Origin of the sequence: Pseudomonas sp. Fl5BN2 (genome assembly GCF_009908205.1) — a bacterium.
GTDB lineage: Bacteria > Pseudomonadota > Gammaproteobacteria > Pseudomonadales > Pseudomonadaceae > Aquipseudomonas.
The window spans coordinates 261,279-280,942 of sequence record NZ_JAAARL010000005.1; the positions used below are offsets into that span (position 1 = coordinate 261,279).

The 19,664-nt window shown below is 60.0% G+C and carries 17 protein-coding genes and 1 other RNA gene; 11 read left to right on the forward strand and 7 right to left on the reverse strand.

Annotation, left to right across the window (positions count from 1 at the left end; translation table 11 throughout):
* Positions 1–39: 39 nt before the first annotated feature.
* Complete coding sequence (dnaK, locus tag GV819_RS09290) at positions 40–1,956, reverse strand: molecular chaperone DnaK (RefSeq protein WP_161755757.1); 1,917 nt, start codon at positions 1,954–1,956, stop codon at positions 40–42.
* A 102-nt stretch (positions 1,957–2,058) separates the two neighbouring features.
* A complete protein-coding gene (gene grpE, locus GV819_RS09295) occupies positions 2,059–2,625 on the reverse strand; it encodes a nucleotide exchange factor GrpE (protein ID WP_161755759.1) in 567 nt (188 codons plus the stop codon).
* Between the two features lie 250 nt (positions 2,626–2,875).
* On the opposite strand from grpE, the gene recN reads away from it, so the two are divergent.
* Complete coding sequence (gene recN / locus GV819_RS09300; protein WP_161755761.1) at positions 2,876–4,549, forward strand: DNA repair protein RecN; 1,674 nt, start codon at positions 2,876–2,878, stop codon at positions 4,547–4,549.
* 90 nt (positions 4,550–4,639) lie between these two features.
* Here recN and fur read toward each other — a convergent pair whose 3' ends face one another.
* Complete coding sequence (gene fur, locus GV819_RS09305) at positions 4,640–5,044, reverse strand: ferric iron uptake transcriptional regulator (protein ID WP_011059185.1); 405 nt, start codon at positions 5,042–5,044, stop codon at positions 4,640–4,642.
* A 98-nt stretch (positions 5,045–5,142) separates the two neighbouring features.
* Between fur and GV819_RS09310 the strand changes: the two genes are divergently transcribed.
* Positions 5,143–5,670 (forward strand): outer membrane protein assembly factor BamE, encoded by a 528-nt coding sequence (locus GV819_RS09310; protein WP_161755763.1) that lies wholly within the window; start codon positions 5,143–5,145, stop codon positions 5,668–5,670.
* A 60-nt stretch (positions 5,671–5,730) separates the two neighbouring features.
* Here GV819_RS09310 and GV819_RS09315 read toward each other — a convergent pair whose 3' ends face one another.
* Genes GV819_RS09315 through GV819_RS09325 form a run of 3 tightly spaced genes read right to left on the reverse strand, consistent with a single transcriptional unit; the run spans position 5,731 to position 7,883 of the window.
* Positions 5,731–6,045 carry an RnfH family protein gene (locus tag GV819_RS09315; RefSeq protein WP_161755766.1) on the reverse strand — a complete coding sequence of 105 codons (315 nt, stop codon included), beginning with the start codon at positions 6,043–6,045 and terminating at the stop codon, positions 5,731–5,733.
* Positions 6,038–6,472, reverse strand: a complete 435-nt coding sequence (locus GV819_RS09320) for a type II toxin-antitoxin system RatA family toxin (protein ID WP_178125061.1) — start codon at positions 6,470–6,472, stop codon at positions 6,038–6,040. The genes GV819_RS09315 and GV819_RS09320 overlap by 8 nt, the downstream gene beginning before the upstream one ends.
* Before the next feature lie 7 nt (positions 6,473–6,479).
* A complete protein-coding gene (locus tag GV819_RS09325) occupies positions 6,480–7,883 on the reverse strand; it encodes a sodium-dependent transporter (RefSeq protein ID WP_161755878.1) in 1,404 nt (467 codons plus the stop codon).
* A 117-nt stretch (positions 7,884–8,000) separates the two neighbouring features.
* On the opposite strand from GV819_RS09325, the gene smpB reads away from it, so the two are divergent.
* On the forward strand, positions 8,001–8,483 hold the full coding sequence (gene smpB, locus GV819_RS09330) for an SsrA-binding protein SmpB (RefSeq protein ID WP_025131431.1): 483 nt from the start codon (positions 8,001–8,003) through the stop codon (positions 8,481–8,483).
* Between the two features lie 81 nt (positions 8,484–8,564).
* Here smpB and GV819_RS09335 read toward each other — a convergent pair whose 3' ends face one another.
* The gene (locus tag GV819_RS09335; protein ID WP_161755768.1) at positions 8,565–9,332 is read right to left on the reverse strand and encodes an FCD domain-containing protein; all 768 of its coding nucleotides are present in this window, start codon (positions 9,330–9,332) and stop codon (positions 8,565–8,567) included.
* A 261-nt stretch (positions 9,333–9,593) separates the two neighbouring features.
* On the opposite strand from GV819_RS09335, the gene GV819_RS09340 reads away from it, so the two are divergent.
* From GV819_RS09340 to GV819_RS09375, 8 genes are all read left to right on the forward strand, one after another.
* Positions 9,594–11,288, forward strand: a complete 1,695-nt coding sequence (locus tag GV819_RS09340; RefSeq protein ID WP_161755770.1) for a lactate permease LctP family transporter — start codon at positions 9,594–9,596, stop codon at positions 11,286–11,288.
* Positions 11,289–11,439: 151 nt separating this feature from the next.
* Positions 11,440–12,264 (forward strand): (Fe-S)-binding protein, encoded by an 825-nt coding sequence (locus GV819_RS09345; protein WP_161755772.1) that lies wholly within the window; start codon positions 11,440–11,442, stop codon positions 12,262–12,264.
* Positions 12,261–13,715, forward strand: coding sequence for a LutB/LldF family L-lactate oxidation iron-sulfur protein (locus tag GV819_RS09350; RefSeq protein ID WP_161755774.1), 1,455 nt, complete (start codon positions 12,261–12,263; stop codon positions 13,713–13,715). Before GV819_RS09345 ends, GV819_RS09350 begins: the two co-directional genes overlap by 4 nt.
* Entirely contained in the window at positions 13,715–14,386 is a 672-nt protein-coding gene (locus GV819_RS09355) for a LutC/YkgG family protein (RefSeq protein WP_161755776.1), read from the forward strand. Before GV819_RS09350 ends, GV819_RS09355 begins: the two co-directional genes overlap by 1 nt.
* On the forward strand, positions 14,383–17,193 hold the full coding sequence (locus tag GV819_RS09360) for an FAD-binding and (Fe-S)-binding domain-containing protein (protein ID WP_161755778.1): 2,811 nt from the start codon (positions 14,383–14,385) through the stop codon (positions 17,191–17,193). Before GV819_RS09355 ends, GV819_RS09360 begins: the two co-directional genes overlap by 4 nt.
* Before the next feature lie 211 nt (positions 17,194–17,404).
* A complete protein-coding gene (locus tag GV819_RS09365) occupies positions 17,405–17,692 on the forward strand; it encodes a hypothetical protein (protein WP_047335671.1) in 288 nt (95 codons plus the stop codon).
* Between the two features lie 88 nt (positions 17,693–17,780).
* Positions 17,781–18,174, forward strand: a transfer-messenger RNA (tmRNA) gene (ssrA, locus tag GV819_RS09370).
* 187 nt (positions 18,175–18,361) lie between these two features.
* On the forward strand, positions 18,362–19,618 hold the full coding sequence (locus GV819_RS09375; RefSeq protein ID WP_161755780.1) for an integrase domain-containing protein: 1,257 nt from the start codon (positions 18,362–18,364) through the stop codon (positions 19,616–19,618).
* Positions 19,619–19,664 lie beyond the last annotated feature (46 nt).

The following is a 19,664-nucleotide window of genomic DNA, read 5'->3' on the forward strand; positions in this document are numbered from 1 at the left end:
CACCGCCTTAAGGCAGTCAACCGGCCGACCAACAAGCCATTACTTGTGGTCTTTTACTTCTTCGAACTCGGCGTCGACAACGTCGTCGGCTTTTTCAGCAGACTCGGCGTGAGGCGCCGCGCCTTCTGCAGGCTGAGCCTGTTCGGCGTACATCTTCTGGGCAACCGGAGCCGAAACTTTCGACAGCTCTTCGACCTTGGCTTCGATGGCAGCCTTGTCGTCGCCTTTGATGGCAGCTTCCAGGGCAACTACAGCAGCCTCGATAGCGGTCTTCTCTTCGGCGGTCACTTTGTCACCGGCGTCAGCCACCATCTTGCGAGTCGAGTGCACCAGCGCATCACCCTGGTTACGGGCAGTGGCCAGCTCTTCGAACTTGCGGTCTTCGTCAGCGTTGGTTTCAGCATCACGAATCATCTGCTGAATCTCTTCCTCGGACAGACCGGAGTTGGCCTTGATCACGATGGACTGGGTCTTGCCGGTGGCCTTGTCTTTGGCACCTACGTGCAGAATGCCGTTGGCGTCGATGTCAAAGGTCACTTCGATTTGTGGCACGCCACGTGGAGCTGGTGGGATCTCAGCCAGGTCGAACTTGCCCAAGGACTTGTTCTGACCGGCTTGCTTACGCTCACCTTGCAGCACGTGAATGGTTACAGCGCCCTGGTTGTCATCGGCAGTCGAGAACACTTGCGATTTCTTGGTAGGAATCGTGGTGTTTTTCTCGATCAGCGCGGTCATCACGCCACCCATGGTTTCGATACCGAGGGTCAGCGGGCTAACGTCCAGCAGCAGAACGTCTTTCACGTCACCTGCCAGAACCGCGCCCTGGATAGCAGCGCCCATGGCAACTGCCTCATCCGGGTTAACGTCTTTGCGTGCTTCTTTACCGAAGAACTCGGTCACCAACTTCTGAACCAGTGGCATACGGGTCTGACCGCCGACCAGGATCACATCGTTGATCGCGCCAACGTCGATACCGGAGTCTTTCAGAGCGATGCGGCAAGGCTCGATGGTGCGCTGAACCAGATCTTCAACCAGAGCTTCCAACTTGGCGCGAGAAATTTTCACGTTCAAGTGCTTAGGACCAGTGGCGTCTGCAGTGATGTACGGCAGGTTCACATCGGTCTGCAAGCTGGAGGACAGCTCGATCTTGGCTTTCTCAGCAGCTTCTTTCAGGCGCTGCATCGCCAGCGGGTCACCCTTGAGGTTCATGCCGCTTTCTTTCTTGAACTCTTCCACGAGGTAGTCGATCAGACGAATATCGAAGTCTTCACCACCCAGGAAGGTGTCACCGTTGGTAGCCAGCACTTCGAACTGGTGCTCGCCGTCCACTTCAGCAATCTCGATCACGGAAACGTCGAAAGTACCGCCGCCCAGGTCATAAACGATCACGGTGTGATCGCCCTTGGCCTTGTCCATGCCGTAAGCCAGAGCAGCCGCGGTTGGCTCGTTGATGATACGTTTCACGTCCAAACCAGCAATGCGGCCGGCGTCCTTGGTCGCTTGGCGCTGGCTGTCGTTGAAGTAGGCCGGAACGGTGATCACCGCTTCAGTCACTGGCTCGCCGAGGTAGTCTTCGGCGGTCTTCTTCATCTTCTTCAGAATTTCAGCCGAGATTTGTGGCGGCGACATTTTCTGGCCGTTCACTTCTACCCAGGCGTCGCTGTTGTCAGCCTTGACGATCTTGTAAGGGACCATCTGGATATCTTTCTGCACAACTTCTTCGTCAAAACGACGACCGATCAGACGCTTTACCGCGTACAGGGTGTTGTGCGGGTTGGTGACAGCCTGACGCTTGGCCGACTGACCTACCAGAATCTCGCCATCGTTGGCGTACGCAATGATCGACGGGGTGGTACGAGTGCCTTCGGCGTTTTCGATGACTTTTACGTTGCCGTTTTCAAGAATGGAGACGCACGAGTTGGTGGTCCCCAAGTCAATACCGATAATCTTGCCCATGTTAACTCTCCCGAAACTTTGGATTTGGATGCCGCAGTTGTGGTGGCAAACTGCGGTAGCACTTAAACGCTTGACTGATAAATGGGGGCTCTACAGCCGTTTTCAAGCCTTTTCGTCAATCGAAGGCGAAACCGGTGCAGGAACCTTGCTGACCACGACCATGGCCGGGCGCAGCAGGCGACCATTGAGCTGGTAGCCCTTCTGGAACACCTTAAGAACACTATTCGGCTCCACATCCGCGCTTTCCTGCATGGCCATGGCCTGATGCTGTTCAGCGTTGAAGGGTTCACCGTGAGGATCAATGCTTTCCAATTGATAACGCTTGAGCGTGTCGTGGAACATCTTCAAGGTCAGCTCGATACCTTCACGCATCGGACGGATGCTCTCGTCATCCGGATTGGACAACTCCAGACCACGCTCCAGGCTATCGATCACCGGCAACAGGTCACCGGCAAACTTCTCGAGAGCAAACTTGTGAGCCTTTTCTACATCCTGCTCGGCGCGACGGCGGACGTTCTGCAGATCAGCCGCAACACGCAAAGCCTGATCCTGCGCACCAGCCAGTTGCTCTTCGAGCACTTGTACACGAGCCACCAGGTCTTCACCCGAAGCGTCGGGAGCCTGATTGGCGTCTAGATTTTGCGTATCCAGCGTCTGTTCGTCAGCCATGAAATTCTCCTTTCAATAACGTCTGTGAGCCAGGCTCACTCTTCTGTCCAGCTATATGGGGTCGCATTTTCACGGTTCAAGTCCGAAGCCGCCGCAAAAGTCATTCCGACCCAAGAAAACCTGCCCACGGCCATTCCCGAACGCACTAAACAATCAAAATGACCAAGCCAATCGAGCTAAGGGAAAGCATTGTCAGCCCGAAACAAAACACTGTATAAATAACCAGACATTCAGTTTGGGAGCGGCCTTAATGCTGGTGCACCTGTCCGTACACAATTACGCCATCGTCGAACACCTGGATCTGGAACTGGATCGAGGGATGAGCGTTATTACCGGTGAGACCGGCGCCGGCAAGTCGATCATGCTCGACGCGCTCGGCCTGACCCTGGGCGATCGCGCCGACAGCGGCGTGGTACGGCCAGGAGCCGACAAGGCCGACATCCTCGCCACATTCGATCTGGCGGATATTCCGGAAGCTCGTGCCTGGCTGGCCGAGCGCGACCTGGACAACGACGGCCCCTGCATCCTGCGCCGGGTCATCACTACCGAAGGTCGCTCGCGCGGTTATATCAACGGTACGCCCTGCCCGCTTGGAGACCTCAAAGCACTGGGTGAACTACTGATCGATATCCACAGCCAGCACGAGCACCAGTCACTGCTGAAGACCGATACCCATCGGCGCCTGCTGGATGAGTATGCCGGCGCCACCGATCTTGCCCGCCAGGTACAGCTAGCCGCCCAACGCTGGCGCCAGACCCGCCTGGAACTCGAGCGCTTGTCCAATTCCGGCGATGAGCAGAGGGCCAGGCATCAGTTGCTCAGCTATCAGTTGGAGGAACTGGAAAACCTCGGACTGGGGGAAAACGAACTTGAGGAGCTGGAGCAGGAACACAAGAACCTGACCAATGCCGAGGCCTTGCTGGGCATCTGCCGCCAAGTGGTGGAGCAATGCAGTGAAAGTGATTCAGGCAATGTCCTCAACGCCCTGACCGTCAGCCTCAACCGTCTATCCAGTATCGGCAACTCATCGGGCTCGCTGGGCGAAGCCACCAATCTACTGGCCAGCGCGCAAATCCAGGTGGAGGAAGCGGTCGGCGAATTGAACCGCTTCCTTGATCACTTTGACGCCGACCCGGCACGCCTGCAGCAACTCGAAGAGCGCCTGGACTCCATCTACACGCTGGCGCGCAAACATCGCATCCAACCCTTCGAACTGGCTGCAATGCAGCAAACCCTGCTGGACGAGATCGAGAGCCTGGACGCCAACGACGAATCCATCGAGCGTCTCGGCGAGGAACTGCAGTCGTTCGCCCGGCATTACCACGAGAAAGCCAAGGACCTGAGCCTACTGCGCCAACAGGCGGCAACTAGCCTGGCCAACCTGGTCGAGCTGGAAATTCAGCGCCTGGGCATGCCTGGTGGCCGTTTCACCATCGAGTTACATGCCAACACCAGCGATGAGTTGCTGCCCAACGGCCTGGAGCAAGTCGAATTACTGGTCAGCGCCAACCCTGGCCAACCCCTCAAGGCCCTGGCCAAAGTTGCCTCGGGTGGCGAACTGTCACGTATCAGCCTGGCGATCCAGGTCATCACCGCACAGACCTCTAGGGTTCCAACCCTGGTATTCGACGAAGTCGATGTAGGGATTGGCGGCCCTACCGCGGAGATCGTCGGCCAACTGTTGCGCCGCCTGGGAGAGCGCGGCCAAGTACTGACCGTCACTCACCTGCCCCAAGTCGCCGCCCAGGGACACCAGCACCTGTTCGTGCACAAGGTGCGCGGCAGCAATGCGACACATACCGCGGTTTCCAAGCTGGGCAAGAACGAAAGAGTCGAGGAAGTTGCCCGAATGCTCGGCGGTATCGACTTGACCAAGGAGTCGCTGGCCCACGCCAAAAAAATGGTGGTGACCACCAAGGCCTGAATCTTGAGCGCTTCTTTTATATAGAAAACACGAAGGCGACCCTGAGGTCGCCTTCGATCGTTTCACGACCAGGAAAGTCGCGTGAGAGGCTTACTTCTTCTTGCGCACATACAGTACAAGATTGTGATCCACCAACTCGAAACCGTGCTTTTCGACAATCGCCTTCTGAAGCTTTTCGATTTCTTCGTCGAAGAACTCGATCACTTCACCAGACTCCACGTTGACCATATGGTCGTGGTGACCGCCATCCGCCAGCTCGAATACCGCGTGACCGCCATCAAAGTTATGGCGCACCACTAAACCGGCAGCCTCGAATTGAGTCAGTACACGGTAAACCGTGGCCAGACCCACATCCTCGCCAGCTTCCATCAGCGCCTTGTAAACATCTTCAGCGCTCATGTGCCGCTGCTCAGTGGAATCGAGCATTTGTAGAATTTTGACCCGTGGCAGAGTCACTTTAAGGCCGGCTTTACGTAGTTCGCTATTTTCAACCATGGTCAGCTTTCTCGCCGATGCTGCTTCGCAGCTTCTCTTAATGCGGGTATGATCGGGGTTTACGTTGTCCCAGCCAAGATAGTGGAAGTCGCCCACCGATGCAAAACACCAAGCTCTTGCTAACCAGTTTCACCTTCGTGGGACTGCTCGCACTCGCCGGTTGTTCATTCCCCGGGGTTTACAAAATCGACATCCAGCAGGGCAATGTCGTCACGCAGGACATGATAGACCAGTTGCGTCCGGGAATGACCCGACGACAAGTAAGGTTTATCATGGGCAACCCCCTGTTGACCGACACGTTCCACGCCGATCGCTGGGATTATCTGTACAGCCTGCAACCTGGTGGCGGTGAACGCCAACAGGAACGCGTCAGCGTGATCTTCAACGGCAACGACCAATTGGTCAGCCTGGCCGGCGACTTCATGCCGGGTGTAAGTCGCGACGAAGCCTTGCTAGGCAAGGACAGCGCCAACACCGTCACCGCGCCTGCCCAGAACGTCGAAAAACCAAAAGCCGAGAAGCCAGCCAAACCAGGCTCTCTGCTCGACCAGATTCAGAAGGATGTGGACGGCGTCAAAACCGTTCCGGTACCAACACCTGAACCACTGGACACTTCGCCAGAATAATTTCTGCCGACATAAAAAAGCCCGGGCATGCCCGGGCTTTTTATTGTTTGTCACAAAAAATCACTGTTCTCGCTTACGCGCCTCAGCAGCCTTAAGTGCCCGCAAACGTCGTACCTCTTTTGGATCAGCCAACAGCGGACGATAGATTTCGATCCGATCCCCCGCCTGAATCACATGCCGCTCAGGATCAATGATCTGCTTGCCGAAGATCCCTACCGGACAACTCGCCAGATCCAACTCCGGGAACTGCTCCTCTATAGAAGAAGCCAGCAACGCCGTGCGCAGAGTCACACCATCAGGCACATCCACCTTGAGCAGCAACTGACGATCAACCGCAGCGTAAACCACTTCGATCGTTATCAGGGACTCAGCCATGCAGTTGCTTGGCCCTCTGGCAGAATGCGTCCATCAGGGTATTCGCCGCCTGATTGAACAGCGGCCCCAATGTGGCACGCACCAAAGGCCCAGCGTAATCGAAGGACAGATCAAGACTGATCTTGCAGGCCTTCTCCCCCAATGGCTTGAACACCCACACACCGTGCAATTGATTGAACGGCCCCTCCTCCAGATTCATCTCGATCGAATGCCCTGGCACCAGGATATTGCGGGTAACAAAACGCTGGCTCATTCCACCCTTGGCCACTGCCAGGCTCGCGCGCATCTGCTCTTCGCTGCTTTCCAGCACCTGCGCAGAAGAACACCAAGGAAGAAACTCCGGATACCGGGCCACATCGTTGACCAGGTCATAGAGGAACTGCGCCGGATAGGGCAGAAGGGCCGAGCGTTGAATATGGGTCGTCATGTGAGCTTTATTTCCACAACTGGGCGGCAAACACCACAAGAATGCCGACGGGCGCCACATAGCGCATCAAAAACATGGTCAGGGCGAATATCAGCGGACGACGCAACGACAGCTCATCACGAACCGCCTCACGGCCCATCACCCAACCTGCAAATACCACGAAGCACAAACCGCCAAGAGGCAACATGATCCGCGAGGTGAAAAAGTCGATCACACCAAAGAAATCCAGACCGCCCGCCGCGCCCCACTGGTAGAGGTGGAAAACGCCGCCATCGCTCACGAAAAACTTGGCCTGCTGCCAGATATTGAAGGAAAAAACCGTTCCCAACCCCACGAACCAGCAACTGAATGCCAGCCAGAAAGTTACCCAGCCGCGGCGGATTTTAGTCCTCTCGACGAGATAAGCCACCATCGGTTCCAACAGCGAGATAGCCGAGCTCCATGCAGCAATCGCCACCAGGATAAAGAACACTACGCCCATAAGCTGGCCGAACGCCATATTCCCGAAGGCAAACGGCAGGCTGATAAACATCAGCCCCGGCCCTTCGCTGGGACTCAAGCCTGCCGCAAACACAATAGGAAACAACGCCATCCCCGCCACCAGGGACACGAAGGTATCCAGCAGTGCTACCGCCACCACCGTACCGGACAGAGATGCGTGCTTGGGCATATAAGCGCCGTAGATCATGATCGAGCCGACACCCACGCTAAGGGAAAAGAACGCATGCCCCATGGCCGGCAACAACCCATCCAGCAATTGCTCCTGGCTGAAATCGAACATGAAGTGCAGCCCCTGCACGAAGTGGCCGGTGGTCATGCTGTATCCCAGCAGCACCAGCAACATCACGAACAGCAGTGGCATCATGATCCGCAGGCTGCGCTCAAGCCCGGCGACCACACCCTTGGCAATTACCAGTGCCGACAACAGCATGAATAGCGTGTGCCATAGAGTCAGGCGCCAGGGATCTGAAGTCACCGCAGAAAAGTAAGCCCCTACCTGATCCGCCGAGACACCCTGAAAGTCGCCCCGCCCCATATCGATGATGTAGTCCAGGGACCAGCCACCCACCACGCTATAGAAGGAGAGAATCAGCAGCGCCGTGATCATTCCGGCAAAGGCACCCCAGGACCACTTGGCCGAATGCCCAGCCTCCAGTGCCAGCACCTTCAAGGCATTCGCCGGACTTTGCCGCGCACGCCGTCCGATCAGGGTTTCTGCCAGCATCACCGGCAACCCGATCAGCGCAATGCACGCCAGAAACACCAGGACAAAGGCACCACCACCATAGACGCCGACCATGTAGGGGAATTTCCAGATGCTCCCCAGGCCCACGGCCGAACCAGTTGCAGCGAGTATAAAGACCCAGCGGCTTGCCCAGCCGCCGTGGACAGAGACCCTGTCTGTCGACATCGTTAACACGCCCAACCGAAAAAAAAGAGCGCGCATTGTCCGGGATTCAATCAACCTGCTCAAGCACGCTGCTTCACCGTAGCCGACGCGCTCGCAACTCCCTATAATGCCGCCCCTATGGCTAAACAGAAGAAACACCCAACAGGGACCATCGCGCAAAATAAAAAGGCGCGGCACGATTACTTCATCGAACATCGGTTCGAGGCTGGCATGGTCCTGGCCGGCTGGGAAGTAAAGAGTCTGCGTGCAGGCAAGGCACAACTGGTCGACAGTTATGTGCTGCTCAAGGACGGCGAAGCCTGGTTGCTCGGCAGCCACTTCACGCCACTGACCACCGCCAGCACCCACGTCATCGCCGACCCGACGCGCTCGCGCAAGCTGCTGCTCAACCAGCGTGAGCTGGAGAAGCTGTTTGCCGCCGTGCAGCAGAAGGGTTACGCCTGCGTGTGCCTTTCGCTCTACTGGAGCAAGCACCTGATCAAGTGTGAAATCGCACTGGGCAAGGGCAAGAAGGAATACGACAAGCGTCATACCGAACGCGAGCGCGATTCCGATCGCGAGCTGCAGCGTGCGGTGCGAACCAAGGGCAAGGAAGACTGATCTTCCTGCCTTGAGGTCGCTTTCGCCGGCAAACCGGCTCCTACAACACCCAAGTAGGAGCCGGCTTGCCGGCGATTTGCATTACATACCCTTGCGCCGTTCGGCCCGGGCCACTCGCTGCACTTCCTGACGCACTTCTTCGAGCACTTCCTGCACATAGAGAATGTGCCGGCTGGAGATTTCCCGCGCCTCTTCGGCTCGTCCTTCGATGATCGCCTGGTACAGGTCGCGGTGCTGGCTGATCAGCATGTCGCGGGTTTCCGTGCGCTGCTTGTACATGCCGCCGATGTTGGTCACCACGTTGCGCTTGAGCAGGTCGAACAGCCCGCGAATGGTGTGCAGCAGCACAGCGTTGTGGCTGGCCTCGGCAATCGCCAGGTGAAACTTGGCATCCGCTGCACCCTCTTCACTGCGGCTGGCATCGTCCGAGCGGGAGTAGCAGTCCTGCAGTTCCTCGAAGGCTTGAGTCAACCGCTCACGGTCCACCGCCGTCGCCCGCAACGCCGCGTAATAAGCGCAAGACGCCTCCAGGGTATGGCGGAACTCCAGCAGATCGCGCTGGGCATCGGTGTTGTTTTCCAACAGGTGCAGCAACGGATCACTGAAAGTCGAGCCCAGGGACTCCACCACATAGTTGCCACCGCCCTGGCGGCTGATCAGCAGCCCCTTGGCCGTGAGTTTCTGGATCGCCTCGCGCAATGAGGGCCGGGAGACACCAAATTGCTCGGCCAAGGCGCGCTCAGCGGGCAGCCGTTCGCCGGCCGTCAAAGTGCCTTCGAGAATCATCCCTTCCAGACGCTCGACGATATCGTCGGACAAACGGCGCTGGCGTATCTGATCAAACCCCATAACTCACTCTCCACCCTCCCGACCCTTCGCCGGGGGGCTCTATTCTGGCCTATTCACCGCGCGCCAACACCTAGCAGAACGCGGCCATTTGCACCGATCAGATGCCCGCGCCATAGCGCATTCGACAAAAGTTTTAGGGCGGCAAATTGACACACCGAGCACAAGGCTTTTACCCTAGCCAACAGTGATTGTAAATTGGTCTTACCAATTAACCAATACGCTAGCAGTGCCTGACCAACAACAATTAGGGGCCACCCCATTATGCAAACCTGGCAACAGCTCTATAGCCCGCTTGGCAGCCTCGGCTTGTCCGCCCTCGCCGCCGTCATTCCGATCGTGTTCTTCTTCCTGGCTCTGGCCGTGTTCCGCCTCAAAGGACACGTCGCCGGGAGTATCACCCTGGCCTTGTCGATCCTGGTGGCGATCTTCGCCTTCCAGATGCCCGTCGACATGGCCTTCGCTGCCGCTGGCTATGGATTTGCCTACGGTCTGTGGCCCATCGCCTGGATCATTGTCGCCGCCGTTTTCCTCTACAAGCTGACCGTGAAGAGCGGCCAGTTCGAAATCATCCGCAGCTCGGTGCTGTCGATCACCGACGACCAACGCCTGCAGGTGCTGCTGATCGGCTTCTGCTTCGGCGCCTTCCTCGAAGGTGCGGCAGGCTTTGGCGCACCGGTGGCGATCACCGCCGCCCTGCTGGTGGGCCTGGGCTTCAACCCGCTGTACGCCGCCGGCCTGTGCCTGATCGCCAACACCGCGCCGGTGGCCTTCGGCGCCCTGGGGATTCCGATCATCGTCGCCGGCCAGGTAACCGGCATCGACGCCTTCAAGATCGGCGCCATGACCGGCCGCCAGCTGCCGCTGCTGTCGCTGTTCGTGCCGTTCTGGCTGGTGTTCATGATGGACGGCATGCGCGGTGTCAAAGAAACCTGGCCAGCCGCGCTGGTAGCCGGCCTGAGCTTCGCCGTCACCCAGTACTTCACCTCGAACTTCATCGGCCCGGAACTGCCGGACATCACCTCGGCCCTGGCCAGCCTGATCTCCCTGACTCTGTTCCTGAAGATCTGGCAGCCCAAGCGCACCGCCGGTGCGCAGATTGCCGGTGCCACCTCCGGCGTCGCCATCACCGCCAGCGCCGGGGGCTTCGGCCAGCCACGCCAGACCCAGGCCTCGCCCTACAGCCTGGGCCAGATCTTCAAGGCCTGGTCGCCGTTCCTGATCCTCACCGTGCTGGTGACCATCTGGACCCTCAAGCCCTTCAAGGCAATGTTCGCCGCCGGCGGCTCGATGTACGCCTGGGTATTCAACTTCGCCATCCCGCATCTGGATCAGATGGTGATCAAGATGGCGCCGATCGTCACCACCCCGACCGCCATCCCGGCGGTGTTCAAGCTCGACCCGATCTCGGCCACTGGCACGGCGATTTTCTTCTCCGCGCTGATCTCCATGCTGGTGCTGAAGATCAATGTCAAAACTGGTCTTACCACTTTAAAAGAGACCTTCTACGAGCTGCGCTGGCCGATCCTGTCCATCGGCATGGTGCTGGCGTTCGCCTTCGTCACCAACTACTCGGGCATGTCTTCGACCATGGCTCTGGTACTGGCGGCCACTGGTGCAGCGTTCCCGTTCTTCTCGCCGTTCCTGGGCTGGCTCGGAGTGTTCCTCACCGGTTCCGATACCTCGTCCAACGCCCTGTTCAGCTCGCTGCAGGCCACCACCGCGCACCAGATCGGGGTCAATGACACCTTGCTGGTCGCGGCCAACACCAGCGGCGGCGTGACCGGCAAGATGATCTCGCCGCAATCGATCGCCGTGGCCTGCGCCGCCACCGGCCTGGTGGGCAAGGAATCGGACCTGTTCCGCTTCACCCTCAAGCACAGTCTGTTCTTTGCCACTATTGTCGGTCTGATCACCCTGGCCCAGGCCTACTGGTTCACCGGCATGCTGGTGCACTAAGCAACACCCGCGACACCGATGGAACCGACGCCGCCCTCACCCGCGGCGTCAGTCATTCACCACCCGGTCTGCAAGGCTGCTGAAAGCTTGCTGGTTTATCTTTCAGCCGCCTCGACGGACGAATAACCGGGACCACCCGGAGACACGCCTGATGAGCGAGCTTTTCTACAACGCCGTGCCCAATGCGACCCGTGTCGCACCGCCGCTGGCCGAACCCCGGCAGTACCCCAGCGCGAAGCCGTCGCGGGTCTACCTGTTCGGCACCTGCGTGGTCGACCTGTTCTATCCCGAAGCCGGGATGGATGCGATTCACCTGCTGGAGCGCGAAGGCATTCGCGTGGACTACCCGCAAGGGCAAAGCTGCTGCGGACAACCGGCCTACACCTCGGGTTACACCGAGCAGGCGCGCACCGTGGCCCGCTCGCAACTGGCGCTGTTTGCCGGCGACTATCCGGTGGTGGTGCCGTCGGGTTCCTGCGCAGGCATGCTGCGCGAGCATTACGCGGACTTGTTCAAGGACGAGCCCGAAACGCTGCAACAGGTGCAGGCCCTGGCCGCCCGCACCTACGAGCTGGCCGAGTTCCTGCTGCACGTGTGCAAGGTGCAGCTCAAGGACAGCGGCGCGCCGGTCAAGGTGGCGCTGCACACCTCCTGCTCGGCACGTCGGGAAATGAACACCCACCTGCACGGCCGTGAGCTGCTGTCACAGCTGAGCAACGTGGAACGGGTAGAACACAGCCACGAAAGCGAATGCTGTGGCTTTGGCGGGACTTTCAGCGTCCGAATGCCGGACATCTCCGGCGCCATGGTCGCGGACAAGACCCGTGCGCTGAAGGAATCCGGCGCGCACCAGGTACTGAGTGCCGACTGCGGCTGCCTGATGAACATCAACGGCGCCCTGGAGAAACAGCAAGAGGCATTGCGCGGCCAGCACCTGGCGAGCTTCCTCTGGCAACGGACTGGAGGTGCGCAATGAGCACCCCAGAGCTGATTCCGACCACCACGGTGGCGGACGATTTTCGCACCCGGGCCCACCAGGCCCTGGGTGACAAGCAACTGCGAAACAACTTTCGCAGCGCCATGGATTCACTCATGGCCAAGCGTGCGGCTTCGTTCAGCGATGCCCACGAAAGAGAACACCTGCGCGCCCTGGGCAACGCGATTCGCGCCCGGGCGTTGTCCAAGCTGCCCGACTTGCTCGAGCGCCTGGAACAGAACCTGACCCGCAACGGTGTGACAGTGCACTGGGCGGAAACGGTGGACGAGGCCAATGGCATCGTCCTCTCGATCATCCGCGCTCACGAGGCGCGGCAAGTGATCAAGGGCAAATCGATGGTCAGCGAAGAGATGGAAATGAACCATGTCCTCGCTGAACAAGGCATTGAATGCCTTGAGTCGGACATGGGCGAGTTCATCGTCCAGCTCGACCACGAGAAGCCTTCACACATCATTATGCCGGCGATCCACAAGAATGCCGGTCAGGTCGCGTCCTTGTTCCACGACAAACTCGGCGTGGAGTACACCAAGGACGTTGACCAACTCATTCAGATCGGTCGCAAGGTCTTGCGGCAGAAATTCTTCGAAGCCGACATCGGCGTCTCCGGCGTCAACTTCGCCGTGGCCGAGACCGGCACCCTGCTGCTGGTGGAAAACGAAGGCAACGGGCGCATGTCCACCACCGTGCCGCCGGTGCACATCGCCGTCACCGGGATCGAGAAAGTCGTCGAGAACCTGCGGGACGTGGTCCCCTTGCTGTCGCTGCTGACCCGCTCAGCCCTGGGCCAGCCCATCACCACCTACGTCAACATGATCTCCGGCCCGCGCAAGGAACATGAGTTGGACGGCCCTCGGGAGGTGCACCTGGTGCTGCTGGACAACGGCCGCAGCCAGGCCTTTGCCGACAGCGAGCTGCGCCAGACCCTGAACTGCATCCGCTGCGGTGCCTGCATGAACCACTGCCCGGTCTACACCCGGGTCGGCGGCCACACCTACGGCGAGGTTTACCCGGGGCCGATCGGCAAGATCATCACCCCGCACATGGTCGGCCTGGCCAAGGTGCCGGATCACCCCAGCGCCTCCTCGCTGTGCGGCGCTTGCGGCGAAGTGTGCCCGGTGAAGATCCCGATCCCGGCGCTGCTGCGACGCCTGCGGGAAGAGAACGTCAAGGCCCCGGACAGCCCTCATCAGGTGATGCGCGGCCAAGGCAGCAAGTATTCGCGCAAGGAGCGTTTCATCTGGAACGCCTGGGCCCGGCTCAACAGCTCGCCGACCCTGTATCGCCTGTTCACCCTGGCGGCCACCCGGCTGCGCGCCCTCACCCCGAGCAAGATCGGCCCCTGGACGCAGAACCACAGCGCGCCGAAACCCGCCGCCCGGTCGCTGCATGACCTGGCCCGTGAGCACCTGGACAAGCAGGGAGACCGCTGATGAGCGCCAAACACAAGATCCTCGCCAAGCTGCGCAACAGCCTGACCGGCACCACGCCGATTGTGGATAACTTCGACGAGGCGCTGGTCACCGAGCCTTACACCTACAGCGCGGAGCAACGCATCCCACAGCTGCGCAAACAGATGGAAGCGGTGCACACCGAAATCCACCTGAGCACCGCCGCCGACTGGCCAGAGCTGCTGGCCCGCCTGCTGCAGGAGCGCCAGCTGCCCAGCCTGCTGATCGCCCCGAGCACGCCCCACGGCCAGCGCGTCACCCAATACTGGGCCGAGCATCCGCAATTACCGGCGCTCAAGGCCTACGACCGCCCGGTGGAAGAATGGAAAGCCGAGCTGTTCAACGACACCCCGGCCAGCCTCACCAGCACCCTGGGCGCGATCGCCGCCACCGGCAGCCTGATCATGTGGCCAACCCGGGAAGAGCCGCGGCTGATGAGCCTGGTGCCGCCGGTGCATTTCGCCCTGCTCAAGGCCAGCGAGATCCGCGACAACTTCTATCAGGTGCAGCAACAGATGAACTGGGCCGCCGGCATGCCGACCAACGCGCTGCTGGTGTCCGGCCCATCGAAGACCGCTGATATCGAGCAAGTCCTGGCTTACGGCGCCCACGGCCCGAAAGACCTGGTGGTGCTGATCCTGGAGGACCAATGAGCCTACCGGCCGCTTTTCTGCGTGACGCCCAGCAACTGATCCCTCAGGAGCGGCGCTTCGACGACCCGCTCTCGACCCTGGCCTTCGGCACCGATGCCAGCTTCTACCGGCTGATTCCCAAGCTGGTGATCCGTGTCGAATCCGAAGATGAAGTGGTCGCCCTGCTCCAACTGGCCCAGCGTGATCAGGTGCCAGTGACCTTCCGCGCCGCGGGCACCAGCCTTTCCGGGCAGGCCATCAGCGACTCGGTGCTGATCGTTCTTGGGGATAACTGGAACGGCAAGGAGATTCGCCACCAGGGTACGCAGATCCGCCTGCAACCCGGGGTGATCGGCGCCCAGGCCAATGCCTGGCTCGCGCCGTTCGGACGCAAGATCGGCCCCGACCCGGCCTCGATCAACGCCTGCAAGATCGGCGGCATCGTCGCCAACAATGCCAGCGGCATGTGCTGCGGCACCGCGCAGAACACCTATCACACCCTGGCCGGCATCCGCCTGGTACTGGCCGATGGCACCCGCCTGGACACCGAAGATAGCGCCAGCGTCGCCGCCTTCCGCGCCAGCCATGCCCCACTGCTGGAGCGCCTGGCCGAACTGGGCCGCAGCACCCGCGCCAACAGCGAACTGGCAGCGAAGATCCGCCACAAATACCGGCTCAAAAACACCACCGGCCTGTCCCTCAATGCCCTGGTGGATTTCGACGAGCCACTGGACATCCTCAGCCACCTGCTGGTGGGTTCCGAGGGCACCCTGGGCTTTATCAGCGCGGTGACCTACGACACGGTGATCGACCACCCGAACAAGGCCTCGGCGCTGATCGTCTTTCCCGATGTGGACACCTGCTGCAACGCCGTGACCGTGCTCAAGAGCCAGCCGGTGTCGGCGGTGGAACTGCTGGACCGCCGTAGCCTGCGCTCAGTGCAGGACAAGCCCGGCATGCCGGCCTTCGTCCAGCAACTCTCGGCCAATGCCTGCGCGCTGCTGATCGAATCCCGCGCCGCCTCCTCGTCGCTGCTGCACGAACAACTGGCGCAGATCATGAATTCCCTGGCCGCCTTCCCGGTGGAAAAGCAGGTGGATTTCAGCGAAGACCCGCAGGAAAACGCCAAGCTCTGGGCGATCCGCAAGGACACCTTCCCGGCGGTGGGCGCGGTGCGCAAGACCGGCACCACGGTGATCATCGAAGACGTGACCTTCCCCGTGGAACAGCTGGCCATCGGCGTCAATCGCCTGATCGAGCTGTTCGACAAGCACCACTACGACGAAGCGATCCTGTTCGGCCACGCCCTGGAGGGCAACCTGCACTTCGTCTTCACCCAGGGCTTCAACAGCAGCGAGGAAGTGAATCGCTACCAGGCGTTCATGGACGATGTGGCGCAACTGGTGGCGGTGGAGTTCGGCGGCTCGCTGAAGGCCGAGCACGGCACCGGGCGTAACATGGCGCCCTTCGTCGAGCTGGAGTGGGGCAGCGATGCCTACCAGTTGATGTGGCAGCTCAAGCGCCTGCTGGACCCCAACGCCATCCTCAACCCGGACGTGGTACTCAGCGAAGACCCGCAGATCCACCTCAAGCACCTCAAGCCGCTGCCGGCGGCCGACGAGATTGTGGATAAGTGCATCGAGTGCGGTTTCTGCGAGCCGGTGTGTCCGTCCAAGGGGCTGACCCTGAGCCCGCGCCAGCGCATCGTCATCTGGCGTGATATCCAGGCGCGCAAACGCGCCGGCATCGACACCACTGAACTGGAGGCGGCCTATCAGTACCAGGGCGTCGACACCTGCGCCGCCACCGGCCTGTGCGCCCAGCGCTGCCCGGTGGGCATCAACACCGGCGAGCTGGTGAAAAAACTGCGCAGTGAACACGCCACCCACAACGGCACCGCCGACTGGCTCGGCTCGCACTTCGCCAGCACCTTGCAGGGCGCGCGCTTCACCCTGCACGTGGCCAACGGCGCGCGCATGCTCCTGGGGGCGCCACGCCTGAGCAAGCTGTCGGCGACCCTGACGCGCCTGTCCAAGGGCCAGGTGCCGCAGTGGAACAACGCCATGCCGCAACCGGAAAAGGCCATTCGCTTCAGCCCGGCGGTGAGCGATTCGCGTCCGCGGGTGGTGTACCTGGCAGCCTGTGTGTCCCGGGTCATGGGGCCTGCAGCGGGGGACAAGGAACAATCGTCGCTCTACGAAAAAACCCGCGGCCTGCTGGAAAAGGCCGGCTACCAGGTGGTGCTGCCGGACAACCTGGACAACCTCTGCTGCGGCCAGCCGTTCGCCTCCAAGGGCTACGCGACCCAGGCCGAGGACAAGCGCCAGGAACTGATCGGCGCCCTGCTCCACGCCAGCCGTGGCGGCCTCGACCCGATCTACTGCGACACCAGCCCCTGCACCCTGCGCCTGGTGCAGGACCTGGGGGATGTGCGCCTGGACCTCTACGATCCGGTGCGCTTCATCCGCAGCCACCTGCTGGAACGCCTGGAGTTCACTCCGCAGGAAGCGCCGATCGCGGTGCACGTCACCTGCAGCACCCAGCACCTGGGCGAAAGCCAGGCGCTGATCGAACTGGCCCGGCGTTGCAGCAACAACGTGGTGATTCCCGAAGGCATCCACTGCTGTGGTTTCGCCGGCGACAAGGGCTTCACCACCCCGGAGCTCAATGCCCACTCCCTGCGCAGCCTCAAGGATGCGGTGCAGTATTGCAGCGAAGGCATCTCCACCAGCCGCACCTGTGAAGTCGGCCTCAGCCAGCATGGCGGGATCGACTATCACGGGCTGGTCTACCTGGTGGACCGGGTCACCCGGGCCAAGGTGGCCTGACCTCAGGGGCGGCACAACAAGGGGCGGTTTCGCCCCTTTTTTGTGCCTGCTTAAACGCGATAACGGCGGCAGCGTTTCATCGCAAAAAAAACCGAACCCCAGCACCCGGCCAGGGTCCATCTTCTAGGCCCGCACCCAAAGGGCTTCGCCCCACTCGGCCGCCCGTCCTGTTGACCGGCAGCACCGAGCCCCTGCAATCAAGGAGATCACCATGAAGCGTTCCGCACTGGCTGGACTGTTCATTACCGCCGCGATGCTGGCCTCCCCGGTGTTTGCCGCCGGGCAAGAGGACCTGTGCCAGATCAACCTGCAAAAGATCAAGGATGCCAAGGTCAGCACCGAAGCCATGAGCTCGGACCTGAGCAGCGACATCGACGCCAAGGTCCAGCAAGCCACCGCCGAACAGGCCAAGGGCACCGAGCAAGGCACCAAGAACTGCATCTCCCTGACTACCCAAGCCATCCAGCAATTGCAGAACAACACCAAGGGCGATCAGTAGGCCGATGCATTGGGCCAACCTTCGGGTTGGCCTTCTGGCCTCGGTTAGCGTAGACTCCGCCCACCTGTTGGTAATGCACAACAGGTTCGGGGCCGTTTAGGATTCGACGCCGGTTGCGAAACTTTAGGTGCATGCCGAGTTGGTAACAGAACTCGTAAATCCACTGTTGCAACTTCCTATAGTTGCCAATGACGAAACCTACGGGGATTACGCTCTCGCTGCGTAAGCAGCCTTAGCCCTTCCCCCCTGGTACCTTCGGGTCCAGCAATCATCAGGGGATGTCTGTAAACCCAAAATGATTGTCATATAGAACAGAATCGCCGTGCAGTACGTTGTGGACGAAGCGGCTAAAACTTACACAACTCGCCCAAAGCACCCTGCCCGTCGGGTCGCTGAGGGTTAACTCAATAGACACGGCTAAGCATGTAGTACCGACAGCGGAGTACTGGCGGACGGGGGTTCAAATCCCCCCGGCTCCACCACTTCATCATCTAAAGACGTCCACGGACGTCTTTTTTTGTGCCTGAAACCCAGTGAATACTGGGGTTTCAGGGCTGCGGGAGGCTTTCGAGGTTGTTAGAGTTCCAGGCGATTTGGTATTCCCAATGGTATTCCCGGCTACCCGGCGCTAATCTTGGGAATACCAAAAGGTGTCATGGAGTACTTCTCATGTGCGCTCAAACCACCCGCCTCTCCGACCGCCAACTCAAGGCGGTCAAACCGAAAGACAAGGATTACGTCCTCACCGATGGCGACGGGCTCCAGCTGCGAGTCAGGGTCAATCGCTCGATGCAGTGGAATTTCAACTACCGGCATCCAGTAACCAAGAACCGAATCAACATGGCACTCGGCTCCTATCCCGAGGTTTCTCTTGCGCAAGCCAGGAAGAAAACCGTTGAGGCCAGAGAGCTGCTTGCACAGGGCATCGACCCCAAAGCTCAGCGTAATGAACTGCAGGAAGCCAAACGAGCGGAAACGGAACATACGTTCGAGAACGTAGCCACCGCGTGGTTCGAATTGAAGAAGGATTCCGTCACCCCGGCGTATGCCGAAGACATCTGGCGCTCACTCACGCTGCATGTATTTCCGAGCATGAAATCAACGCCGCTATCAGAAGTGAATGCCCCGATGGTCATCAAGCTCCTTCGGCCGATTGAGGCCAAAGGTAGCCTCGAGACCGTGAAGCGGGTAAGCCAGCGCCTTAACGAGATCATGACTTACGGGGTCAATTCCGGAATGATCTTTGCGAACCCTCTCAGCGGCATTCGCGCTGTCTTCAAGAAACCCAAAAAAGAGAATATGGCCGCGCTACCAGCTGATGAGCTTCCCGAGCTCATGATGGAAATCGCGAACGCCAGCATCAAGCGGACGACCCGCTGCCTGATCGAATGGCAGCTGCACACCATGACCCGCCCCTCCGAAGCGGCGACCACCCGATGGGCAGATATCGACTTCGACAAACGCCTCTGGACCATCCCTCCGGAGCGAATGAAAAAGCGTCGTCCGCACACAATCCCGCTGACCGAACATGCACTCTCGTTATTGGAGACGCTTAAGCCCCATAGCGCCCACAGGGAATATGTGTTCCCGTCAGATAGAAACCCCCGCACCCACGCGAATAGCCAAACAGCCAACATGGCGTTGAAACGAATGGGTTTTCAGGACCGCTTGGTCAGCCACGGAATGCGCTCCATGGCCAGCACAATCCTGAATGAGCATGGATGGGATCCGGAGCTGATCGAAGTCGCGCTGGCGCATGTCGATAAAGACGAAGTTCGAAGCGCCTACAACCGGGCGGATTACATCGAACGCCGGCGTCCGATGATGGCCTGGTGGAGTGATCATATCCAGAAGGCAGCCACCGGCAGCCTGTCGGCATCCGCCATCAATCAAACCAGGGACCGTAACGTCGTGCCGATACGCTGAGCCGGCGACAATCCGTGTCGTGCAGCAGGGCGACTGAAGTGGCGAC